The organism is Desulfovibrio sp. TomC (genome assembly GCF_000801335.2).
Classification (GTDB): domain Bacteria; phylum Desulfobacterota; class Desulfovibrionia; order Desulfovibrionales; family Desulfovibrionaceae; genus Solidesulfovibrio.
This window is the reverse complement of the sequence record NZ_JSEH01000010.1, coordinates 41,174-62,505: the sequence shown is the minus strand read 5'-3', so window position 1 is coordinate 62,505 and position 21,332 is coordinate 41,174. Positions and strand designations below refer to the sequence as shown.

21 protein-coding genes are annotated in these 21,332 nt (G+C 61.9%); 10 read left to right on the top strand and 11 right to left on the bottom strand.

Features of this window, described 5'->3' with window-relative positions:
• Positions 1–14: 14 nt before the first annotated feature.
• The gene (locus NY78_RS11235; protein WP_043635754.1) at positions 15–332 is read right to left on the bottom strand and encodes a hypothetical protein; all 318 of its coding nucleotides are present in this window, start codon (positions 330–332) and stop codon (positions 15–17) included.
• 253 nt (positions 333–585) lie between these two features.
• On the bottom strand, positions 586–1,131 hold the full coding sequence (locus tag NY78_RS11230) for a CYTH domain-containing protein (RefSeq protein ID WP_043635752.1): 546 nt from the start codon (positions 1,129–1,131) through the stop codon (positions 586–588).
• Between the two features lie 105 nt (positions 1,132–1,236).
• Here NY78_RS11230 and NY78_RS11225 point away from each other — a divergent pair, with 105 nt between their 5' ends.
• A complete protein-coding gene (locus NY78_RS11225) occupies positions 1,237–2,079 on the top strand; it encodes a DMT family transporter (protein WP_043635750.1) in 843 nt (280 codons plus the stop codon).
• A gap of 210 nt (positions 2,080–2,289) precedes the next feature.
• Positions 2,290–3,183, top strand: coding sequence for a glycosyltransferase (locus NY78_RS11220; RefSeq protein WP_043635748.1), 894 nt, complete (start codon positions 2,290–2,292; stop codon positions 3,181–3,183).
• A 214-nt stretch (positions 3,184–3,397) separates the two neighbouring features.
• On the opposite strand, the gene NY78_RS11215 is transcribed toward NY78_RS11220, so the two are convergent.
• Positions 3,398–3,886 (bottom strand): RrF2 family transcriptional regulator, encoded by a 489-nt coding sequence (locus NY78_RS11215; protein WP_043635746.1) that lies wholly within the window; start codon positions 3,884–3,886, stop codon positions 3,398–3,400.
• A gap of 133 nt (positions 3,887–4,019) precedes the next feature.
• Here NY78_RS11215 and NY78_RS11210 point away from each other — a divergent pair, with 133 nt between their 5' ends.
• Positions 4,020–4,391 (top strand): pyridoxamine 5'-phosphate oxidase family protein, encoded by a 372-nt coding sequence (locus tag NY78_RS11210; protein ID WP_043635743.1) that lies wholly within the window; start codon positions 4,020–4,022, stop codon positions 4,389–4,391.
• A gap of 202 nt (positions 4,392–4,593) precedes the next feature.
• Here the strand turns inward: NY78_RS11210 and NY78_RS11205 are convergent, their stop codons facing one another.
• The 7 genes from NY78_RS11205 to gcvH form a co-directional block, all read right to left on the bottom strand.
• Complete coding sequence (locus NY78_RS11205; protein WP_043635741.1) at positions 4,594–5,433, bottom strand: restriction endonuclease; 840 nt, start codon at positions 5,431–5,433, stop codon at positions 4,594–4,596.
• A 163-nt stretch (positions 5,434–5,596) separates the two neighbouring features.
• Positions 5,597–6,193, bottom strand: coding sequence for a Maf family protein (locus tag NY78_RS11200; RefSeq protein ID WP_043635738.1), 597 nt, complete (start codon positions 6,191–6,193; stop codon positions 5,597–5,599).
• Positions 6,194–6,631: 438 nt separating this feature from the next.
• Complete coding sequence (locus NY78_RS11195) at positions 6,632–7,522, bottom strand: L-2-amino-thiazoline-4-carboxylic acid hydrolase (RefSeq protein WP_043635735.1); 891 nt, start codon at positions 7,520–7,522, stop codon at positions 6,632–6,634.
• A 138-nt stretch (positions 7,523–7,660) separates the two neighbouring features.
• Entirely contained in the window at positions 7,661–9,031 is a 1,371-nt protein-coding gene (locus tag NY78_RS11190; RefSeq protein ID WP_043635732.1) for a dihydrolipoyl dehydrogenase family protein, read from the bottom strand.
• Positions 9,021–10,469 carry an aminomethyl-transferring glycine dehydrogenase subunit GcvPB gene (gcvPB, locus tag NY78_RS11185; protein ID WP_043635730.1) on the bottom strand — a complete coding sequence of 483 codons (1,449 nt, stop codon included), beginning with the start codon at positions 10,467–10,469 and terminating at the stop codon, positions 9,021–9,023. Before gcvPB ends, NY78_RS11190 begins: the two co-directional genes overlap by 11 nt.
• Entirely contained in the window at positions 10,466–11,797 is a 1,332-nt protein-coding gene (gene gcvPA, locus NY78_RS11180; protein ID WP_043635728.1) for an aminomethyl-transferring glycine dehydrogenase subunit GcvPA, read from the bottom strand. Before gcvPA ends, gcvPB begins: the two co-directional genes overlap by 4 nt.
• Before the next feature lie 13 nt (positions 11,798–11,810).
• Positions 11,811–12,185: a glycine cleavage system protein GcvH gene (gcvH, locus tag NY78_RS11175; protein WP_043635725.1), complete on the bottom strand. Its 375-nt coding sequence runs from the start codon at positions 12,183–12,185 to the stop codon at positions 11,811–11,813.
• 300 nt (positions 12,186–12,485) lie between these two features.
• On the opposite strand from gcvH, the gene NY78_RS11170 reads away from it, so the two are divergent.
• The 5 genes from NY78_RS11170 to mdlC all read left to right on the top strand — a co-directional run bounded on the left by NY78_RS11170 (position 12,486) and on the right by mdlC (position 18,719).
• Positions 12,486–13,109, top strand: coding sequence for a class I SAM-dependent methyltransferase (locus NY78_RS11170; RefSeq protein ID WP_231583941.1), 624 nt, complete (start codon positions 12,486–12,488; stop codon positions 13,107–13,109).
• A 12-nt stretch (positions 13,110–13,121) separates the two neighbouring features.
• On the top strand, positions 13,122–13,541 hold the full coding sequence (nikR, locus tag NY78_RS11165) for a nickel-responsive transcriptional regulator NikR (protein WP_043635718.1): 420 nt from the start codon (positions 13,122–13,124) through the stop codon (positions 13,539–13,541).
• Between the two features lie 348 nt (positions 13,542–13,889).
• On the top strand, positions 13,890–14,684 hold the full coding sequence (gene folE2 / locus NY78_RS11160) for a GTP cyclohydrolase FolE2 (protein WP_082139984.1): 795 nt from the start codon (positions 13,890–13,892) through the stop codon (positions 14,682–14,684).
• Between the two features lie 276 nt (positions 14,685–14,960).
• Positions 14,961–16,913 carry a PAS domain-containing sensor histidine kinase gene (locus NY78_RS11155; protein WP_043635712.1) on the top strand — a complete coding sequence of 651 codons (1,953 nt, stop codon included), beginning with the start codon at positions 14,961–14,963 and terminating at the stop codon, positions 16,911–16,913.
• A gap of 189 nt (positions 16,914–17,102) precedes the next feature.
• Positions 17,103–18,719 carry a benzoylformate decarboxylase gene (gene mdlC, locus NY78_RS11150; protein WP_043635709.1) on the top strand — a complete coding sequence of 539 codons (1,617 nt, stop codon included), beginning with the start codon at positions 17,103–17,105 and terminating at the stop codon, positions 18,717–18,719.
• Positions 18,720–18,978: 259 nt separating this feature from the next.
• Here the strand turns inward: mdlC and NY78_RS11145 are convergent, their stop codons facing one another.
• A complete protein-coding gene (locus NY78_RS11145; protein ID WP_047960150.1) occupies positions 18,979–19,629 on the bottom strand; it encodes a hypothetical protein in 651 nt (216 codons plus the stop codon).
• Between the two features lie 108 nt (positions 19,630–19,737).
• Here NY78_RS11145 and NY78_RS11140 point away from each other — a divergent pair, with 108 nt between their 5' ends.
• Both NY78_RS11140 and NY78_RS11135 read left to right on the top strand, forming a co-directional pair.
• Complete coding sequence (locus NY78_RS11140) at positions 19,738–20,124, top strand: flagellar basal body rod C-terminal domain-containing protein (protein ID WP_043635706.1); 387 nt, start codon at positions 19,738–19,740, stop codon at positions 20,122–20,124.
• Positions 20,125–20,296: 172 nt separating this feature from the next.
• Complete coding sequence (locus tag NY78_RS11135) at positions 20,297–21,310, top strand: sigma-54 interaction domain-containing protein (RefSeq protein WP_043635973.1); 1,014 nt, start codon at positions 20,297–20,299, stop codon at positions 21,308–21,310.
• Positions 21,311–21,332: the final 22 nt, after the last annotated feature.

Sequence of the window (21,332 nt, the reverse complement as noted above, 5' to 3'; positions counted from 1 at the left end):
AGGGAGCAGGGATGCTAGTGGGTGGCCCGCGAACGTTCGCGGATGCGCCAGAAATCCTCAGGGACTTCCAGATAGAGGTCGTTTTCGGGCAGGGGGATCACGCACACGAGTTTTCCCGTGTTTTCCACCCAGTACATATGCCCGGACAGCCCGAGCATGACGTCGTCGAAACTGACGCCCGTCTGGGTGGCCACTTCACGCATGGCCCGGCGCATGGTGTCTATGGCCCCGGAGCCGAATTCCACTTCGAAGACAGACACATGGTGGAGAACGAGGCCTTCGTCACTGAGTTCCGGCGGAACAGTTGTACGCAGCGTCAGAGCCGATTCCATGGCGACCTCCTCGATGTGATTACCCTCGCCGGTAGGGCGGGGGACGCTAGCTGCTAGTATAAGCAAGACTCGTGCAAAGTACACCGTCAATGTGGAGAATTTGTGACACAAAGGACAGGTCACTGATTTCGTTTGCACAAATGGGCGCGATTGGCCGCGAAGCCAGAACCCGGTCGGGAAACGACGAGGAGAGTGCTGCAAAATTGGCGGAAAAGGGCGACGAAATTGTCGCAAACAGCCGTGTCCTTGCGGCTCAGGGCTTGTCCGGGGCGGACGCGGCCAAGGCGGCCAGGGCCAGATCGGTATAGGCGTCGCGGCATTCCCGGGTAAGACCCAGGCCGGCCGCATAGGCGCGGATGGCCGACAGGGCGGCCTTGGCTTCGGTTTCCGTTGAGGCCAGATGCTCGATTTCCACAAAGGTGCGTGGGTCGAAGTCCACAGTGACCACGGTGATATCCAGCGCCAAGCCGGCGACGGCGTCCTGAAAGCGGCGGCAGTGCTTGGTCAGGGAGATGCGCTCGACATAGCCCAGGGCGGCGAGCAGGGCGGCGGTCGCCTTGGGATCGGCCACGGCCGCCTCGAATTCCTCTTTGGAGGCGGTGGCGGCGTCAAAGGGCGGGGCTTTGGCTGTGAGGAGCGCCGTCTCACCCATCCGCCGCAGCCGCAGCTCGCGCCCAGAGGCGGCCAGCGCCCCGTCCGGTGCATCGTAATAGACGTCGCGGTAGACGGCCTCCGGGAGGCGCGCCCCCGGGGGCGTGAACCCCGGGCCGGCCACGTACTTGATCTCGGCTTCAAACATCGCTCACGCCTTCACGGGATTGCCTCCCGCGAGCAATTGGTTCATTGTCCCGGGCTGTTACGCCGCTTTGACGGCGACCGCAAGACGATCCCCCGGAGACACGCCATGCGTGAGAACGCCCGGGCCGCCTGGGGCATGGCGGCGACGGCCCTGCTGTGGAGCACCGGCGGGCTGGCCATCAAGCTCGTGCCGCTGTCGCCCATGGCCGTGGCCGGCTGGCGCAGCCTGCTTTCGGCCGCGACTTTGCTCCTGCTTTTCCGGGCGCGCCTGGATTTTCGCCCGACCCCGGCCCGCCTGGGCGCGGCCGCCGCCTATGCCGGCCTTTTACTCACCAACGTGGCGGCGACCAAATTGACCACGGCCGCCAACGCCATTTTGCTGGCCTATACCGCCCCGGTCTACGTGGCCCTGCTTGCGCCGTATTGCCTTGGCGAGAAGACGCGGCAGGCGGATTGGCTGTTTATAGCCGCCACCCTTGGCGGCATGGGGCTTTTTTTCGTGGACAAGCTCTCGGCCAGCGGATTTTGGGGCAATATCCTGGCCGTTGGCAGCGGCCTTTGCTACGCCGCCTTTACGCTGTGCATGCGGGCCGGGCGCGAGGACTCGCCGGTCTCGGCCGTCATCGCCGGACATCTGCTGACGGTGCTGGCGGCCGTGCCGTTTCTGGCCGGCGAGCTGCCGGACAGTGTCCTTGCCCTGGCCGGCCTGGGCTATCTGGGCATCGTGCAACAGGGGCTGTCGCTGGCGCTTTATGTCTGGTGCATCAAGCGGCTGCCGGCCTTGTCCGCCATGCTGCTCATGACCCTGGAGCCGATTTGCAACCCGCTGCTGGTGGCCATTGGCTACGGCGAACTGCCTGGAACCTGGGCCGTTGTCGGCGGAGCGGTGGTGGTGGCGGCGGTGACCCTGCGCGGGGCAGCGGGGCGGGGTGCTGCGCAGGCTGCCTGATGCACCGGGACTGCACGGGCACGGCGGCAAGTCCGCCCTGGCGGTGGCGCGGCGGATGAAGAACATTGAGCCTGCACAGGCAGGGAGTCCAGAAATCTCGGTTGGTTGGGCGGCTGTTGTTGCCCAGGCGCAGGCCGTGCTGTATGGTAGAGGCGATTGCCTGTACAGCAAACCGTTAGGCCCGGGCCAGAATGATCTGCAGGACAGTATATGCCAAATGTCGTAGTCGTTACGTACAATCGGAAGGAATTGACACAGATTTGTATTGATTCAATTCTGGAGAAAACGCGAGGCAGATTCACGCTGACGGTCGTCGATAACGGGAGTCAGGATGGAACTGTCGAACTGTTACAGCAGTATGAGCAGAAAAAATATATTCATAACCTTATTTGCATCGGTCGAAATATGGGTATTGCGGTTGCGGCCAATCTTGGCTGGCTTATTTCCAAAGACGATGCGTATATAAAATTGGACAATGATATCGAGGTTGTTGACGGGCATTGGATGGAGTACCTGGTCGACGTTGCGGCATCCAATCCAACGATCGGCATGGTCGGTTACAAATTTTGTGACTGGCACAAAACCGAGCGGCGTGTTCTGGACAGCGGGCATACGCTTCAGGTCTTTGAGTCCTGCGGGGGCGGATGTGCGCTGATTCCGCATCATGTCCATCAACGTCTTGGCTTTTGGAACGAAGAATACGGACTATATGGCTATGAAGATCTTGAATATGGCGTTCGCGCCAACATGGATGGATATATCACCGGATATATTGACAAGGAAAATGTCCTGGCCCACAGAGGATTCTCTGTCGGCAACGATGCGCAGCATGAGTCGATCAAAAACAAGAGCATTGCCAAGGAAAAGACTGGTCAGAAGCTGTACTTGTTAAATAAATTCATGTTTGAAAAAAAGTTGCGCCCACTCTCGGTGCAGCGAAAGTATCTGCACCGCCTGGACGCCGAGAATCGGCTGCAATTCCGGGTCAACGCGCAATGCAAGAGCCTGTATGCCAGTCAACGGCACCTGTTGCAAACCATGCAGATAACGCTTGTCGATGGGGTTGCTCAAATCGATTTGCGCGGCTTAGTCGAAGGCGCATGACAGGCTGAAAATTGGTCAGGGAGCTGTCGGACCGCACGTGTGTTTGGGCTCTCTTGCAACGGGGGCGGCCCGGCGCGCCTGTCCGGCGTCCGTATACGTCTTGTTGCCGCCAGCCGCGACGGCGAACCCAGTCCATGTCGCCAGATCGCTCGTTCCCCACTGCCAGGCTTCATGGGGTCCGCCAACCGCGACGGCGGACGCTGCCCCATCCCTTCTAAGCGCCGTCGATCCAGTCCGCCATAGCCTGCTTTTTGGCCTCGGGAAAGCTGCCGCGCACGCGGTCAAACAACCATCGCAGGGATTTGCGCCGCAGACTGTCGCGGAAAGCGTCCTCGGCCTCCTGGATGACCACCTTGATCAGACACGGGCACTTTTCCGAAAAGACCGACGGATCGTCCACAAAGATGTTTTTCTTGCGGATCTCGGCGCACTGGAAAAGATAGTCCGGCCCCTCGACGGCTTCGATGATATCCCAAAACGAGATGTCGGCGGCGTCTCTGGCCAAGGCATAACCGCCTTTGACGCCAGGGATGGATTTGACGATGTGCGCCCGGCCGAGCTTGGCAAAGATTTTTGAGAGATACGTTTCGGTAATTCCATGCAATTGCGCGATGCGCCTGATCCCCACCGTCTTTCCCTCGGGCATGTCAACCATGTAGAAAAGCGAGTGAAATGCGTATTCCACTCCAATACTGAATTGCACCCTGAACCTCCCGATCCGCTGACAATATTCTTACCGCAAAAGGGCGGTCCTGTCTTGACGGCCGTCAAAACGTGGACTAGATGAATCCAGGATAAGTTGTATCTTTGATTTGATCAACCAGAGGAGTCCTCCCATGTTCACGGATACGTTCAAGAAAGTGATCGCCAAGGAAGGGGTGGTGTCCATCGTGACCTGCGCGGATGGCGAGGCCCATGTGGTCAATACCTGGAATTCCTATCTGGTGACCCCGGATGAGAAGACGCTTCTCATTCCCGCCTGGAAAATGCGGAAAACCGAGGGGAAGGTACTGCAAAACGACAAGGTGCTGTTGACGCTCGGCAGCAAGGAAATCGAGGGGTGCATGGGGCCTGGCACGGGGTTCTTGCTCGAAGGCGTTGCTCGATTCCTCAAGCAGGGGCCGGAATTTGATATGATGAAAGAAAAGTTTCCATTTTTGACCCGGGTTCTTGAGGTTACGGTGACGTCGCTCAAACAGACGCTCTAGCGTGGTGCTGGGGAAGTTGCGGCGGACAAGCGTGCAGTCATGGCATGAAATGGAAGGCCAGCCTATTCATTCAAGCCAGAATAGCTGGCCTTCCATTGCCTGATACGTGGTGGAAGCTCGTGGGAATTTGTGTGGGAGTTGCGGACGATAGATAATCGGAAAACTCGAATTCTTTGATACCAGTCAGTCCAACTGCAGCTCACTATATTTTCTCAAACCACGGGCCATCGACTTCAACTTCTTCAACCATCCGAACACTCACACCAAGTCGGAGTTTCTTGAGTAGATCAACAAGGTCATCACCGTCGATTAGGTCAATCGGTGAGGCTCCGTCACGGGTAGCCTCTTTGGTCGCTTCACGAGTAAAGGTTCCGGTGGTAATGAAAAGTCCTTTGTCCGCACGTCCTACCATCGCGCCCCGAAAATCGCGGATAGCTCCAGGACCAACTGATCCTTTATAGCGCTTGCATTGAAATACAACATGATAACTCAGAACATCCTGTATTTTCACTATGCCCTTACCGTCTATGCCTCCATCTCCTGATTGACCTGTGACTTCAACTTGAACGAATCCAGCTTCTCTCAATAAACGTTTCGTAAGACGCTCAAAGGCATCGGGCTTTAGGGATAGAATTTTCTGATGAATTGTTTCTCTCCAGTCGATTGGCTCTGGAATCGCTTCTGGACTTTCATTTGTTACTTTCTTCTTTGAATTTTTATTTGTTTTACGCACATTTTGTATTATTTCTTCTGAAGTAAGTTTCATTCCTCGCTGATACTTGTCTGTGAAAGACCATATGCCACGCTCAGAGTTTTGTAGTAGTCCAAATATTTTTAAATATGTTCTGCACCAAGCAAGGCGGTATTCAACTTCAGTTTGACTTGATTTGTCAGGGTTGTGCAATTGGGATGTTACGGATTCTGGGAGCTTCAAAAGTTGGATAACTCCATCAGCAATTTCCTGGATTGTCCCAGATCCACCAAGTTCGTCAATAACTTGGATAGTAGGTAGCATCATTTCAGAGTACGGAGGAATATTCACGGGTTACTCCGAGCCAGCGTTTTCATGACCATACTACTTAAGCATAACCGTGCCAATTTGAATTTGGCAAAAAAATAGGGGCCTTGGCTTTCCCTCAACCCCGGTCGACAAGTGGGAACCCTGTGGGAAATTGCTTTGGAAAATCCCACGCTGTGGGGATTATTTAGTGATTTGCTGGAGTGATAGCCCCGTAAGTTCTCAATATTTCTACAGCCTCAGCCAACGGCAAGCCGACGACGTTGGTATAGGACCCGCAAATTGTCGCGACAAACGCCGCCGCGCCGCCCTGGATGGCATAGGCGCCGGCCTTGTCCATGGGTTCGCCGGTGGCGACGTAGGCAGCCAATCGCGCCTGGGAAATCTCCAGCATCGTTACATCCGTCGAGACGGTGAAGATTGCCGGCTCACGGCCTGGGGCGAAGAGGGCGCAGCCGGTCACCACCTGATGCGTGCGGCCCGACAGCAGCGTCAACATCCGCAGGGCGTCGCCAGCATCTTTTGGTTTGCCCAGAATCGTTTCCCCAACCGCCACGACCGAATCCGCGCCGAGGACCACGGCCTCGGGGTGCTGCCTGGCCACGGCCGCGGCCTTGCGCCTGGCCATGCGGGCGGCATAGGCGGCCGGGTGTTCGCCCGTGTCCGGGGCTGGTTCCTCAACGGGGCTGACCACAATATCGAAGGCGATGCCGGCCAGCCCGAGCAGTTCGCGGCGGCGGGGCGAGGCCGAGGCCAGAATGAGATTCGTGTGCGTAACGGTCATAGCATCCTGCAATACTTTTATATTTTTACGAACAATCAAGGAACGCCCGGAGACAAAAGGAACCTCCGTCCGCCCGGAGGCAGGTGTCCGGCTACCAATTGTCCGTACGGAAATGATGGTCGGCGCGAGGCGTCATGGGGCGCTTACGGGGGCGTACCTGGAAGTGAGGAAGGCCGATGCGTGGGAAGTGCCGCCCCGGCCCCTTTGCTGCTTACGGGAGGGACCGGCAGGGTTGGCCTTCTCGGGGCCGTCGGAGCAATGGTGTTTTCCAGCAGATCCAAACGGTATCTGGCCCGTCTCTGGCCCAGTCCCCGGCCGACCGGATTCCGCTGGCAAACCGCCCAGTTAAACTTATTTCCCCTTGCAGGGGTCCGGGGGGATCATCCCCCCGGCCGCCGGAGGCATCTTCCTCTTTTCTTTTCTAATTTTCCCTCACGTCTACGCCGGTTTTTTGCCTTCGAAGCGCGGCGTCTCGGTGTTCCAGTCCTGGGTTACGGCCCGGCCCTGCTTGTAGCGGAAGTCGCACAGGGCATCGCCCTGGGCGATGGTGTGCTGGCGGGCGAGGCCCGTGCCCTGGGCGCGCGAGGCCAGGAAGTCGTTTAGGCAATAATACGGGGCCACTTCGGCCACGCCCTGGGCTTTGAAATACTTGACCGCGCCGCACTCGGTATAGTCGTAACCGAGGTCAAAGGCTTTGCCGTCGCCGGGGATGAATTTGCCCACCCAGTCGCCGGGGAGCAGCTTCTGCTGGCTGGTTTCGGCCCATTCCTTGAGACTGGCCTGGGCGGCCGGGGAAAAGAGCGCCGCGCCCATGGCGTGGGCCTTTTGGGGCGGGATCGAAGCCCAGTCGGCGGCGTAGAGGTCGTAGAGAAGTCGCCCGGCATCTTTGGCGGCCAGGCCTTTTTCGCGCATGGCCTGATAGAGTGCGGTCAGCCAGCCGGCCATGGTGATAAAGGGCTGGTTGCGGTTGGCCAGGCCGCCCAGATCGGGCAGGCCCGGGAGCAGGGACTCGAAGCGGCGCACCGCGTCATCGGCCGTGGCTTTGGCGACGGGTTCGGAGACGCGCGCGGCCATCCATTTCTCGGCCCCGGCGCATATGCCCTTGAAATCGGCCAGGAACTTGGCCTTGTTTTCCATGTAAAAACCGACCGGCGCGCTCGGGGCAGGGGGAGCGGCGGCCAGTCCGGACGCCTTGGCGGCCTTCGATGCGGCGACCGCCGGCCAGGGAAAGAAGCAGGCGCAAAGGCCGGTGACGCCGGCCTGGAGGATGAAACGGCGGCTGACGCCGGTCGATTCCCGAGCCTGCGCAGTGATGCAATGGTGCAGCATGGTCCTGGTTCCTGTTTGGCAGTGGTCAATGACCGAAGATGTTTCGAGTGAGGCCGCTATGCCGTCAACCCCTTGAAAAGTGCTTAGGGGGTACGGGGGAAACTGCTTTCACACAGCTTCCCCCGATAACTTTTCCCCTTACGCCTTCACCTTTTTCTCGCCCAACAGTGCAGCCTTGAGCGTCTCGTCCAGTCCCGGATGCGGGAAGATGAGTTCCTCGGCTTGGTTACGGGTCCAGGCCTGGGACACGATGACCGTGGCCAGCGTGGCCATGGTCGATGCGCCGTGGCCGACGGCGGTGATGCCGGTCACTTTGTCGTTCTTCCAGGCCACCCGGGCAAAGCCGGGCGTATCGGCATGGGCCTGGGCAATGGGGTTGGCCACGAAGGCCGCTTCGGACACCAGATCGCCCGGGGCGGCGATGGCCCCGACGCGCATGATCTCCGGCGAGCCGTAGTAGCAGCCCGGGATGGGACCCGGGGCATACGGCCCGGTTTCCATCCCGGCGGCGTGGCGGGCGGCATAGACGCCCTGGCTGGATGCGGCGTGGGCCAGGAGCACCCGGCCGTTGCAGTCGCCCACGGCATAGATGCCGGGCGCGGCCTCCAGGGTGTCGCCGGTCTTGATCCAGGAGCGGTTGGGCGAGGGGTCGGCAAAGGCCACGCCGCAGTCGGCAAGGCCCGGGACGACGGTGGCGGCAAAGCGGCCGATGGCCACGAGCGCCTTGTCGGCGAGGATGGTTTCGCCGCCGGCCAGGGTGAGTTTGGCCCGGCCGTCCTCGGTGACAAGGCTTTCCACCGTGACCCCGGGGCGGGCGTCGATGCCTTGGCGGCGCATGACCTGGGCCACGACCTTGGCCACGTCCGGGTCTTCGGCCGGGGCGAGGCGGGGGGCGGCGTCGACCAGGGTCACCTTGGTCCCCAGGCGATGGTAGACGGCGGCAATCTCCAGGCCGATGGCCCCGGCCCCGACAATGACAAGACTCTCGGGCGCTTCGGTGAAATCCAGCACCGGGGCAACGCCGAGCACCGCCTGTCCGTCGGGCTTGACCCCGGGGAAGCTGGCAGCCCGCGAGCCCAGGGCCAGGATCAGGGCGTCAAAGGGCAGGTCTTCGGTTTCGCCGCCGCCGGCCACCTGGGCCAGGCCCGGGGCGACCCCGGTCAGGTTGGCCGTGACGTGTCGGACGCCGGCTTTTTGGAGCGTGGCGGCCATGGCCGAGTGGGTGGCGGCAATGAGTTTTTTCTTTTTGGCCTGGATGGCGGCCAGATCCGGGGTCACCGTACCGCTGGCCAGCTTCTGTTTGGCCTGGGCGGCCAGGGCTTCCACAGCCAGGGTGGTGGCCAGCAGGTGCTTGGTGGGAATGCAGCCCCAATTGAGGCAGGTGCCGCCCAGTTTGCCGCGCTCGACCAGGGTGACGGCCAGGCCCGCCGTCGCGCCGGTCAGCGCCGCCTCGTAGCCGCCGGGACCGGCTCCGACCACCACCAGCCGTTTGGCCGGATTAGAGGTCATCGGTGATCTCCATGGCCCGGGCAGCATGGGTCTCGTCCAGGCGGCCGACCGGCAGGGTGGTGGGGCAGGCGCGCACGGCCTCGGGATCGGTCTCGGCCAGGGCCAGGATGTCCAGCAGATCGGCCACAAAGACGTCAAGCGTGTCCTTGCTCTCGGTCTCGGTCGGCTCGAACATGAGCGCTTCCTTGACGATCAACGGGAAGTAGATGGTCGGGGCGTGGTAGCCGCGATCCAGGAGCGCCTTGGCAATATCGAGCGCCCGGACGTTCTTCTCGGCTGCGAGCTTGGCGGCGGAAGCCACGAACTCGTGCATGCACACCCGGTTGTACGGCACCTCAATGGCGTCGGCCAACCGCTTGCGCATATAATTGGCCGAGAGCACGGCCGACTCCGACACCCGGGTCAGTCCCTCGCGGCCCAGGCGCAGGATGTAGGCGTAGGCTTTGAGCACCACCCCGAAGTTGCCGTAAAACGGGGCCACATAGCCGATGGATTTGGGATGGTCGTAGCTGAGGGAGAACCGGCCGGCGTCGTCCTTTTGCACCCGGGAGATGGGCAGATAGGGGATGAGCCGCTCGGACACGCCAACCGGACCGGACCCCGGTCCGCCGCCGCCGTGGGGCGTGGCAAAGGTCTTGTGCAGGTTGAGGTGCACCACGTCAAAACCGGCGTCGCCCACCCGCAGCTTGCCCAAAATGGCGTTGAGGTTGGCCCCGTCGTAGTAGAGGAGCGCGTCGAATTTGCGGCAAAGGGCCACGATCTCGGGCAGATGGCGCTCGAACAGGCCAAGGGTGTTGGGTACGGTCATCATGACACCGGCGGTCTCGTCGTCGATGACGGCGGCCAGGGCGGCCGGGTCGATCATGCCGTCCTTGGATTCGATGGTCACGACCTCGAAACCGGCGATGGCGGCCGAGGCCGGGTTGGTGCCATGGGCCGAATCCGGGCAGATGATCTTGGTCTTTTTATGGCCTTTATCCGCATGATAGGCGGCGATCATGAGCGCGCCGGTCAATTCGCCGTGGGCTCCGGCCATGGGGTGCAGGGTAAAGGCGGCCATGCCCGTGATTTCGCACAGGCACTGTTCCATCTCATACATGACTTCGAGCGACCCGGCCGACATGTCGCCGCCGCCGGGCAGCTGGGGGGTGAGCGGATGGAGCCTGGAGAAGCCGGCCAGGGCGGCCACTTCCTCGGTGAACTTGGGGTTGTACTTCATGGTGCACGACCCCAGCGGATAGAAGTTGGAGTCGATGCCGTAGTTCTTGCGCGACAGGGCCGTAAAATGGCGCACCACGTCAAGTTCGGACAGCGACGGCAGGCCGACGTCGCCGTCGCGCAACAGGCCCGGCGGGATGAAATCGATGGGCGCGGTCTTGGGGGCGTCGGGCCAGACCCCTTCGCGGCCGGGCACGGATTTGGAAAAAACAGTGCTCATAAGGCTTTCTCCAGCCGCCGGGCCAGACGATCGATGTCGGCGCGGTCGTGCTTTTCGGTGCAGCAGATAAGGAGCGCGTTTTCCAGGCCCTGGTAGTAGCGGCCCAGCGGAAAGCCCGGCACGATGCCGTCGTCCATGAGCGTTCTGGCCACCTGCTTGGCATTGACCGGAAAGACGGCCGCGAACTCGTTGCCAAACGGGGCTTCATTGAGGAGCGACACCCCGGGAATGGAGCACAATTTCCAGGCGGCGTAATTGGCGTTTTCAATGGACCGGGCGGCTTGCCGGGTGAGTCCCTCGTTGCCGGTCAGGCAGAGGTTTATGAGGGCGCGCAGGGCGCACAAGGCCTGGTTGGAGCAGATGTTGGAGGTGGCCTTCTGGCGACGGATGTGCTGCTCCCGGGCTTGCAGGGTCAGCACGTAGCCGGTGCGTCCCTGGCCGTCCTTGGTGCGCCCGGCGATGCGGCCGGGCATCTGGCGGATCATGGGCTTTTGGCAGGTCATGATGCCCAGATACGGTCCGCCAAAGGACAGCGGCAGGCCGAGGCTCTGGCCCTCGGCCGTGGCAATGTCGGCTCCCATGGCCCCGGGGGTCTTCAGGACGGTCTGGAGCACCGGATAGCAGGACATGATGGAAACCGCGCCCTTGGCCTTGGCCGTGGCGAAAAGTTCGGTGAAGTCCTGGACGTTGCCGAAGAAATTGGGATTTTGCACCACAACCGCCGCCGTTTCGGCGTCGATGGCCGCAGACAGGGCCTCGAAGTCGTCCAGGCCGTTTTTATGCGGCACCACCACCAGATCGAGATGGAGGTTTTTGGTGTAGGTGGCCAGGACGATGCGGTAGATGGGGCTGACGGTCTCGCTGACCACGGCTTTTTTGCGCCGGGTGTGGCGCACGGCCATCATGAGCGCCTCGTAAAGCGCCGTGCCGCCGTCATAGACCCCGGCGTTGGAGCATTCCATGTCCAGCAGCCGGGTGACGGCGGTCTGGTATTCAAAGATGGCCTGCAACGTGCCCTGGGAGGCTTCCGGCTGGTAGGGCGTGTAGGCGGTGTAGAACTCGCCGCGCGACAACAGCATGTCCGAGGCGGCCGGGACGTAATGGTCGTAATAGCCGCCGCCTAAAAAACTGACCATGTCGATCCGGTTTTTGGCCGCCAGCCGCTCCATGGCGATGCGCACGGCCATTTCCGTGGCCCCTTTGGGCAGGTCAAAGCTTTTGGGCCGCAGCGAGGCCGGGATTTCGGCAAAAAGGGCGTCTATGTCGGGCAGGCCGACAACGTCGAGCATTTCCCGGATTTCCTCCGGGGTATGGGGGATATAGGGCATGTGACGCTCCGGTTTAATGCTCGGCCTTGGCCAGTTCCTCGTATTCTTCGGGCGACAGCAGGCCGGTGGGTTCGTCACTCAGACGTACCCGGATGAGCCAGCCTTCGCCGTAGGGGTCGGTGTTGACCTTCTCCGGCGCGCCTTCCAGCTCGTCGTTGACCTCAATGACTTCGCCGCTGACCGGGCTGTAGAGTTCGCTGGCCGCCTTGACGGACTCGACAGAGCCCATTTCCCGTCCGGCTTCCACGGTGTCGCCGACGGCGGGCAGCTCCACATAGGTAATGTCGCCGAGTTGTTCCTGGGCAAAGTCGGTAATGCCGACCATGGCGATTTCGTCCTCGATGCGTACCCACTCGTGGGTTTTGGAATAGAGCAGATCCTTTTGCATGGCGCTTCTCCCTGGCGTGATGATCGGTCGGTTTGGCAGCCCGCCTGGGGTCGTGACGGGCTGGCCGTCAAATACCGCTTTGATTGGCCTGGGGCAAGCTGTGCCCGCGAATTGTTCCGACAGCAGGCCGAAGAATCGTCGGCCGTGCTCCCTGTTGCGCATTTGAGGGTTTCACGGTAACACGGATGATGCGCCGTGATGCGCTTTTGGTCCCTTGAGGAGCCTTGGGTGAGCCAGAAATATGTTCCGACCCCGATTGTCCCACACTCCCGTGATGTCCCGCAATGGCAGGACGGGCGGATGCGGCTGGCCTTGGCCGGCCGGGAATTCACGCTGTGCCGTCGGGCCGACATGGAATCGCTGTGGGCCGGGCTTGGCCGGGATGATTTCGGAGCGGACGAACATATGCCATATTGGGCCGAGTTGTGGCCGGCCAGCGTGCTCATGGCCGCCTGGCTCGGGTCCGGGGCCTGGGATGTGGCTGGCCGACAGTGTCTCGATCTCGGCTGCGGCATGGGGCTTTCGACCATGGCCGGAGCGGCGGCCGGCGGGAAGGTGCTAGGGGTGGACTACGAGCCGGCGGCCGTGGCCCACGGTCTGGCCAATGCCCGGGAAAACGGCCTGGACGCCAGGTTTGCCGTCATGGACTGGCGCCGTCCGGCCTGCCGGCCCGGGGTGTTCGAGCGCATCTGGGGCAGCGACATTTTATACGAAACGCGGTTTTACGAACCGCTGACCCAGCTTTTCCGTTCACTGTTGACCCCGGGCGGCAGCATTGTCCTGTCCGAACCCTGGCGGGAAGTGTCGCGCCCGGTCTGGGACCGGCTGGCCGCCGACGGATTTGCCGTGACCCGGCTGCATGAGGAATCCGTGTCCGTGGCCTCGTGCCGCAGCACCATCAGCCTCTACGAGATCAGACCATAGGGAGGAAGACGCATGGGACAGACCATCCGTTTCGGTGTTTCGCTTAATTCCGAATTGCTGGAAAAATTCGACGCCCTGTGCGACGAAAAAAGCTATCAGACCCGTTCCGAAGCCATCCGGGATCTTATCCGGGGTGTTTTGGTGCAAAAGGAATGGGAGCAGTCCGACAAGGAGGTGGCCGGGGTGTTGACCCTGGTCTACGACCACCACACCTCTGATCTGGCCCAGCGGCTGATTGAAACCCAGCATGAGCAGCACGGCGTCATCTTATCCACCATGCACGTGCACCTCGACCATCACAACTGTCTGGAAGCCCTGGTGCTCAAGGGGCCGGGCGAGGCGGTGCAGCGGCTGTCGCAAAAGCTCATTTCCACCCGCGGCGTCAAATACGGCAAACTTGCCTTGGCCACCACCGGCCAGGAAATCGTCTAGCGTCGCGTTCGGTTTTTTTTCCAAGTGTTTGGCAGACAACAGCACGTGAACTTATAGATTTTATTCACAGAAAAACTGAAGTGCTTTATTGGGAACGCGACGCGAAACCGCGTCCGTTCTCCCTGAGCCGGCCCCGGGTTCGTTTTGCCAGACGCCACATTCACGACGGCGGGGGCGCGGCAACGGTGCGTGCAGCGTCCGCAGGCGGGGAGCTTTACAGTCCCGCCCTAGCGGCGTACTAACCGCCTCCCCGCAGTCCCCGGCCCCGAATGGGGCCGGGGGAGCAATTTCCCCCATCGGGGCGGGCCGGGACAGACCCGGCTGTCGTTGGAGACTCACTGAATGGCCATGCAAGACGTGCAAAGCGGACCCCCCGAGGTCCCCATCGATCTGGACCGGGTCGGCATCAAGAATTTTCGTTTGCCGCTCACCGTCCGCGACCGGGTCCGCGGCCGCCAGCATACGGTGGCCGATGTGGAGTTGTCCGTCGATCTGCCGGCCCGCTTCAAAGGCACCCACATGAGTCGGTTCGTCGAGGCCCTGTCTGGCTTTACCGGCGAACTCGATCTGGTGTCGTTTCGGGCGCTTCTTGCCGATGTGCGCGAGCGGCTGGAGGCCCAAAACGCCCACCTGACCCTGCGGTTTCCCTATTTCTTGTCCAAGCTCTCGCCGGCCACCGGCGCTTCGGCCCTTATGGACTACAGCTGTCACGTGTCCGGAGAGTTTGAAGGCGAAAAATTCCGCCAGACCCTTGGCGTGGACGTGCCGGTCATGACGGTGTGTCCGTGCTCCCTGGCTATTTCCGACCAGGGGGCGCACAGCCAGCGGGCGGTCGTGTCCATCCGCTGCCGCTTCACAGGCTTTGTGTGGCTGGAGGAGCTGATCGAAATGGCCGAAGCGGCCGGGTCTTCGCCGGTCTATGCGCTCCTTAAGCGCGAGGACGAAAAATTTGTGACCGAGCAGGCCTTTGCCAACCCCACCTTTGTCGAGGATGTGGCCCGGCAGGTGGCCCGGGCCCTGCGGGAGCACCCCAAGGTGACGTGGTTTCGGGTGGAGGTGGAGAGCTTCGAGTCCATCCACAACCACAGCGCCTTTGCCGACATCGAAGGACGAAACGAGCGGCCTCAGGCCGGCGAACGGTGAAGAAGCTGCGTTCACAGCCTTGAGGCCTGGCAAGGTCTACCGGAAAAGCCGGACACTACGCCGTCCGGAATCGGGAAGACGTCGCAGCGGCCGGAGGCGGCCCTGTCCGGGGGGTGCCCCGGGGGGCGTCGCAGGGGAGACCACCGTTTGCTTGGTTTGAAGGCCGACTGTTTTGTCCTTGAATGACAAGCTGTTGGTTGCTTTTGGATCAAGGCCGGGCAGCAGTACGCGCAATATCCCTTGTTCGTAATTCCCTGTACGGGTATGGGAAAACACATGTGTGCCCAAGACGTGCTCGCGGCCAAATGCGAGCAGATCATTCAATTGGCCCCGGTGTCGATCATGAGCATCGACGCCGAGGGCGTCATCACCTTCGTCAACGACTGGCATCTGGCTAATTTCGCCCGGGGCAAGCGCGACCGGGACTATTATATCGGTAAAAAGCTCCAGGAGCTGCCCGGCATCCTTTCCGCCGGCATTGAAACCGAAATAAAGCGCATTCTGGCCGGAAAGACCGTCCATCTGGAAGCGCTGTATACCGACGAGTGCAGCGGCGGACAATCGGCCTACCAGAATATCCGCGGCATCCCGGTCCTTGAGGACGGCGTGGTCAAGGGCGGCATCATCATCCGTGAAGACGTGACCAGACTCGTCCTGTCCCAGCATCTGTTGGCGGAAAACCAAGCCATTTTCAAGGGGTTGCTCGACGCCACCCATGACTCCATCATTTTATCCGACATTGACGGCTACATCCTGGTGCTCAACGAAGAGGCTGCGAGGCGACGCGGCCAGACCGTCGGCAGTCTGGTCGGGGCCAGCCTGTATGACTCCATGTCCCCGGAGCTGGCCGAGATGCGGCGGGAACACCTCCGCGAGGCTGCCGCCAGCAACACCATTGTCTGGTATGAAGAGCGCCATGCGGACCATGTGTATCAGGTCAGCCTGTGCCCCATTGCCGACGAAGCCGGGCATGTCGTCTCCGTGGCCAGCTATTCCCGTGACATTACGCGGCTTAAGGAAACCGAAAACCAGTTGCGTCGGGAAAAGGAACTGGCCTTTTCCGCCAGCCAGGCCAAATCCCAGTTTCTGGGCAACATCACCCACGAGTTGCGAACGCCCTTAAACGGCATCATCGGGGCCACCCAGCTGGCCTTGTCGGGTGGTCAGGGCGAGGACCAGGAAGAGCTTTGGCAGATCGTCGAGGACTCGGGCAAGCGGCTGTTGTCCATTGTCAACAATGTGCTGGAGTTGGCCGACATTGATGCCGCAGCCATTGAGCCGGTCCTGTCGTCGTGCAGCGTGCGCGATCTGCTGGCCTCGCTTGTCCGCGGCTACGGCGTGCGGGCCAAAGTCAAAAACATCGGCTTTGTCACACGCCTTGACCCCCGTATCCCGGAGCGGCTGGTGGGCGACGTCTTCCGCCTGCGCCAGATTCTGTCCAATCTGGTGGATAATGCCCTCAAATGCACCACAACCGGCGCCATCGAGGTCCGGGCCAAGCGGATATCCTCGGCCCGGGCCGCCTTTGCCCCGCAGTACTGCACCCTGCTTTTTATGGTGCGCGATACAGGCATCGGCATTGCCAAGGCCTTGCAAGGGAAAATTTTCGAGGATTTTGAGCTGGCCGAACATTACCTGACCAAACGGCTCAGCGGAGCCGGGATCGGGCTGTCCATTGCCCGGCATCTGGTGGAGATGCTCGGCGGACGTATCTGGGTTCGGAGCACGCCCGGCCACGGCAGCACGTTTTACTTCACCGTGCCCTTTGCCTTGCCGGACTATGAATGCCGGGATGCGGCCGTGGTCTATGCCAGCGAGGATCCGGTTTTTTCGCCCGAAGACTATACGGTGCTCCTGGTTGAGGACGAGCGCATCAACCGCCTGACCACCGGGCGCACCCTGGCGCGCCTTGGCTACAACGTGCTCGAGGCCATAAACGGCCAGGAAGCGCTGGCCATGCTTTCCAGGGAGCAGGTGGACGCGGTGCTCATGGACATCCAGATGCCGGTCATGGACGGCATCGAGTGCACCCATCACATCCGTAACGGCGAAGTGCCGGGCCTGTCCAAGCGCATCCCGGTGGTGGCCCTGACGGCCTATGCCAGCGAGAAGGACCGGGAGCGGTTTTTGCGCCTGGGCATGAACGACTATCTGGCCAAGCCGCACTCCATCGAACAGCTGGCCGAGGTGCTGGAAGCCAATCTCAAGGACGTTTCAAGCCCGACCTAGGGGTGCGTTCGCGGCGCAGTTTCCCGTTGCTCCGGCCTTTCCGTCTTGACCTCTCCCCCTGCCTGGTGGCAATGCTGACCATCGTCGGTCCTTCCTGCCTGTGCAGGCGCGTTGACCCGACGTCCTGGCGCTGCCTCTGCGGCGTCAGCCTGGACCCGCCATCCAAAGGTCGTACCTTGGGAGAATACTATGCCTTCTGTGCGCGATGTGACGTTTGAACTCTTGCGTCGTCTCGATCTGACGGTCGTTGTCGGCAACCCCGGCTCCACGGAAGAGACGTTTCTCAAAGATTTTCCAGCAGATTTCACCTATGTTCTGGCCCTGCAGGAATCAAGCGTCATCGGCATTGCCGACGGCTTGGCCCAGGGGCTCAAAAAGCCTGTTCTCGTCAACGTCCATACCGGGGCCGGCATGGGCAACGCCATGGGCTGCATCCTGACCGCCTACCTCAACAAGACGCCGCTGATTATCACCGCCGGGCAGCAGACCCGCGAGATGCTCCTTGGCGAACCGTTTCTGACCAACACCGAGGAAACCGTGCTGCCAAAGCCCTGGGTCAAATGGAGCTATGAGCCCAAACGACCCCAGGATGTGCCCGGAGCCTTCATGCGCGCCTATGCCATGGCCGTGCAGCAGCCCACGGGACCGGTTTTTCTCTCTTTGCCGCTTGATGACTGGGACAAGGAGATGGACGCTCGCGACGTCTTGCGCAGCGTCTCCACCCGCCACGCCCCGGACCCGGCGCGCCTTGAGGATTTCGCCGCCCGCATCCGGGCCAGCCACAATCCCGTCCTGGTCTACGGCGGCGATCTCTCACGCAGCCAGGCCTGGGAGGCCGGCATCGCTTTTGCCGAGGCCTTGCAAGCCCCGGTGTGGCTCGGACCCTTTACCGAGTGCGTGCCGTTTCCCGGCAACCATCCGCTTTATGCCGGCGTGCTGCCGCCGGCCGTGGGGCCGCTTGGCCAGGCGCTTAGCGGCCATGATCTGGTCGTGGTCGTTGGCGCGCCGGTCTTTCGCTACTATCCCTGGGTGGCCGGGGAGATCCTGCCGGCCGGCACGAAACTGTTGCAGATCATCGACGACCCCTACGAGGCAGCCAAGTCCGTCGCCGGCGACAGCCTCGTGGCCGACAGCCTGCTCGCCCTGGAGGCCCTTCTCCCCCTGGTGGGCAGCCGGCCGGTGCGGGGGCCGGTCAGGCAGAACGCTCCGGTGGCGGCCGTGCCGGACGATGCGCCGCTGCCCCTGACCCCGGGCCAGATCTTTGCCGTCCTGTCCGAGAGCGCCCCGGCGGACGTGATCGTGGTCAACGAGTCGCCCTCCAACATGCGCGATCTGGCCGGGACCTCCCTGGGCGTGGTGACCCGGCCCCACAGTTCCTATGTCATGGCTTCGGGGGGGCTGGGCTGGGGGATGCCCGCAGCCGTGGGACTGGCCATGGCCGAGGCGCGCACCGGACGCAACCGGCCGGTGGTGGCGGTCATTGGCGACGGCTCGTTCCAGTATTCGCTTCAGTCCATCTGGACGGGCGTGCAACACGGGGCGCATGTGGTGTTCGTGGTGCTTCGAAACGAGCAATACGGCATTCTCAAGGCCTTTGCCCGGCTGGAGGAAACGCCGGGCGTGCCGGGCCTGGACCTGCCGGGGCTCGACATCGTGTCTCTGGGGAAGGGCTACGGCGCAGCCACGGCCAAGGCAGCCGCCCCGATCGAGATTCGTGCGGCCTTTGCCAAGGCCCTGGCCTTCAAGGGCGTTTCGGTCATCGAAATCGCCACAGACAAGCACATAAGCGACCTCATCCCCAAATAGCCCCTCCCGGGCAGCCGGCAGAACGCAGGTAGGCCGCTCCATGACTGGAGCGGCCTTTTTTTGGGGGGGGCAGCGCCCTGAACCCTTCAGACAACATTTCCAGTTGCCGGGGGGCCGGCGGGATGACCCCCCGGACCCCTGCAACGGTGGTCCCCGTCAAACGCTAACGACTGCTTGTCCCGCTCCACAGCCGACCGGATTGCCCGTCAACGCCCAAAACCCCTTGAAAAACTTCTCCCTTTGCAGGGGTCCGGGGGGATCATCCCCCCGGCCGCCGGAGGCCTCTTTTGTTTTCTCCTCCCTCGCTCAGCTTCGCTTCCTGGCGCAAGGAGCCCGGTTGATGCAGAAAAAACGTGTCCTGGGCCCGGGCGATCTCCGCTTCGCACGGCAAGGTGGCTGATTTGAGTTCTTCCTCGGTGCGGCCGAAGGCGTAGGTGGTCAGCGTATAGAGCATTTTCCCCCGGGCGAGAAAGGTCTGGCGAACGAGTTGCAGGCGCACGGTTCCGGCCTCGTCGGCCACGTTTCGCAGGTAGATGGCGTCGTAGCTGCGTCGGCCATGGGTCGTGGACGGGCGGCAGCTCACGTTGTAGCCCTTGAGCGTGTCCGTCACATAATTTTTGACCAGTTCGCAGTTGGCAAAGTCCGACGTGGTCGGCAGAAAGTCTTCGGGACGTTCGCTGACGCAGATATAAAAGCGGCAGTCCCCGCGCCTGGTTTCCACCGAGGCCTGGCAGGCGGCTGTTTTCTCTTCGCGCACCGTCCAGCCCTTGGGCGGGATGAAACTGAAAAGATAGGGCGCGTTGACGTAGCGGTCCACCGTTTCCGGCGGTTCGTAGCAGCCGGCGACCGTCAGAAGTAAGGCGGCGGCCGGAAGAAATGGGAGGAAGCGGCGCATGGCCGGCTCTAGCATGGCCGGAGTCTCCCTTCAAGCAAAGAGCGTCCGACACGCCTTGCCCGTCGGTCCGGACTGCATTATAGAAAGGAAGCGTATTTCTTTCCAGGCCAGGAGGCGTAGATCATGACTGACGCCATCTCCTCTGCCCAGTCGGCCCTCAGCGCCATGGGCACCTCCATGGCGGTTGCGGCCAACAACGTGGCCAACGTCAATACCGACGGTTACAAGTCCAAAGACGTGCGTCTGACCACCGGGCCGAACGGTCAGGGCGTACGGGTGGGCGACGTGGTCACGGATGATTCGGCCGGCGGTTACCGTCCGGCCGCGGTCAGCGCCCAAAACGAGGCCGGCGTGTATGAGCCGACTGCGGCGATGGTGGAGACCAGCAACGTGGATCTGGCCCGCCAGACGGTTGATATGGTCGAGACCAGCCGGGCCTTTGAGGCCAATGCCGCCGTGATCCGCACCCAGGACGACATGCTCGGCACCCTCCTGGATACCCGCGTCTAGTCCCATCCGCAGGAACCACCCGGCTGCGACAGTGCGGACCGCGCCGCGCCAGGGCACGCCCGGTCATGGCGCGCAGGCCGGGAATTCCCGTCAGGAAATTGACAGCCCCGGAACGAAGCTATAGACCATGACAAGCCGCCAGGATCGGGCGGTCCTTTTTTCCGGAGGCCAGATGGAACTGAACCTTTCCGGCATGGTTGGCCAAAGCGCCTGCTTGGCTGAGGTGCTGCGGGTGCTTGGCAAAGTGGCTCCCACCGACTCGACGGTGCTGGTCACAGGCGAATCCGGCACGGGCAAGGAATTGCTGGTCCGCGCCCTGCACGCCAACAGCCACCGGGCCACAAAGCCCTTTGTCCCGGTCAACTGCGGGGCCATCCCCCGCGAGCTGCTCGAATCGGAACTTTTTGGTCACGAAAAAGGGGCCTTCACCTCGGCCGTGCGCACCCGGCAGGGCCGGTTTGAACTGGCTGAGGGCGGGACCATCTTTCTCGATGAAATCGGCGAGATGGATCTAAGCCTGCAAGTGAAGATTCTGCGGGCGCTGCAGGAAAAGGAATTCGAGCGCGTCGGCGGCGACAAGACCCTCAAGGCCGACGTGCGCATCGTAGCCGCCACCAACCGCGACCTGGAAGTCGAAGTGGAGACCGGTCGGTTTCGCGAAGACCTCTATTACCGCTTAAACGTCATACCGCTCCACCTGCCGCCCTTGCGGGAACGGGGCGACGATGTCCTGCTGTTGGCCGCACATTTTCTCGGCCGGTTTTGCCGTCAGAAAAACCGCTGCACCCAGACCTTTTCCCCTGAAGCCCGCGATCTCATCCTCCGTTATCCCTGGCCCGGCAACGTCCGGGAACTGGAAAACTTCATGGAGCGCCTCTCCATCCTGTGCGACCAGGATGTGATCGCGCCGCACGATCTGCCGCGAAAGATTCTCGACAACGCCGGCGTGGCCCTGCCGCCGCCGATGGCCGAGGCTGTTGCCGGGGGCTTTCGCTGGCCGACCCTGGCCGATCTGGCCGAGAAATCCATGGGGCTCAAGGAATTTCTCGACGCCATGGAGGAGACGCTGCTCATTGAGGCCCTGGAGCGGGCCTCCGGCGTCAAGAACCAGGCCGCAGAGCTGCTTGGCATCAAACGCACGACGCTCATCGAGAAGCTTAAAAAACGCAATATGGCCGGGGAGTAGGCCCGGGGTGCCCAGTTGCGCG

Excerpts from the sequence above, each read along its gene's own strand:
- gcvPB (WP_043635730.1), bottom strand. The coding sequence starts at position 10,469 with ATGAGCACTGTTTTTTCCAAATCCGTGCCCGGCCGCGAAGGGGTCTGG.
- NY78_RS11135 (WP_043635973.1), top strand. The coding sequence starts at position 20,297 with ATGGAACTGAACCTTTCCGGCATGGTTGGCCAAAGCGCCTGCTTGGCT.
- NY78_RS11155 (WP_043635712.1), top strand. The coding sequence starts at position 14,961 with ATGTGTGCCCAAGACGTGCTCGCGGCCAAATGCGAGCAGATCATTCAA.
- mdlC (WP_043635709.1), top strand. The coding sequence starts at position 17,103 with ATGCCTTCTGTGCGCGATGTGACGTTTGAACTCTTGCGTCGTCTCGAT.
- NY78_RS11195 (WP_043635735.1), bottom strand. The coding sequence starts at position 7,522 with ATGCTGCACCATTGCATCACTGCGCAGGCTCGGGAATCGACCGGCGTC.
- NY78_RS11230 (WP_043635752.1), bottom strand. The coding sequence starts at position 1,131 with ATGTTTGAAGCCGAGATCAAGTACGTGGCCGGCCCGGGGTTCACGCCC.
- folE2 (WP_082139984.1), top strand. The coding sequence starts at position 13,890 with ATGCAAGACGTGCAAAGCGGACCCCCCGAGGTCCCCATCGATCTGGAC.
- nikR (WP_043635718.1), top strand. The coding sequence starts at position 13,122 with ATGGGACAGACCATCCGTTTCGGTGTTTCGCTTAATTCCGAATTGCTG.
- NY78_RS11140 (WP_043635706.1), top strand. The coding sequence starts at position 19,738 with ATGACTGACGCCATCTCCTCTGCCCAGTCGGCCCTCAGCGCCATGGGC.
- NY78_RS11190 (WP_043635732.1), bottom strand. The coding sequence starts at position 9,031 with ATGACCTCTAATCCGGCCAAACGGCTGGTGGTGGTCGGAGCCGGTCCC.
- NY78_RS11235 (WP_043635754.1), bottom strand. The coding sequence starts at position 332 with ATGGAATCGGCTCTGACGCTGCGTACAACTGTTCCGCCGGAACTCAGT.
- gcvH (WP_043635725.1), bottom strand. The coding sequence starts at position 12,185 with ATGCAAAAGGATCTGCTCTATTCCAAAACCCACGAGTGGGTACGCATC.
- NY78_RS11145 (WP_047960150.1), bottom strand. The coding sequence starts at position 19,629 with ATGCTAGAGCCGGCCATGCGCCGCTTCCTCCCATTTCTTCCGGCCGCC.
- NY78_RS11210 (WP_043635743.1), top strand. The coding sequence starts at position 4,020 with ATGTTCACGGATACGTTCAAGAAAGTGATCGCCAAGGAAGGGGTGGTG.
- gcvPA (WP_043635728.1), bottom strand. The coding sequence starts at position 11,797 with ATGCCCTATATCCCCCATACCCCGGAGGAAATCCGGGAAATGCTCGAC.
- NY78_RS11225 (WP_043635750.1), top strand. The coding sequence starts at position 1,237 with ATGCGTGAGAACGCCCGGGCCGCCTGGGGCATGGCGGCGACGGCCCTG.
- NY78_RS11220 (WP_043635748.1), top strand. The coding sequence starts at position 2,290 with ATGCCAAATGTCGTAGTCGTTACGTACAATCGGAAGGAATTGACACAG.
- NY78_RS11200 (WP_043635738.1), bottom strand. The coding sequence starts at position 6,193 with ATGACCGTTACGCACACGAATCTCATTCTGGCCTCGGCCTCGCCCCGC.
- NY78_RS11170 (WP_231583941.1), top strand. The coding sequence starts at position 12,486 with ATGCGGCTGGCCTTGGCCGGCCGGGAATTCACGCTGTGCCGTCGGGCC.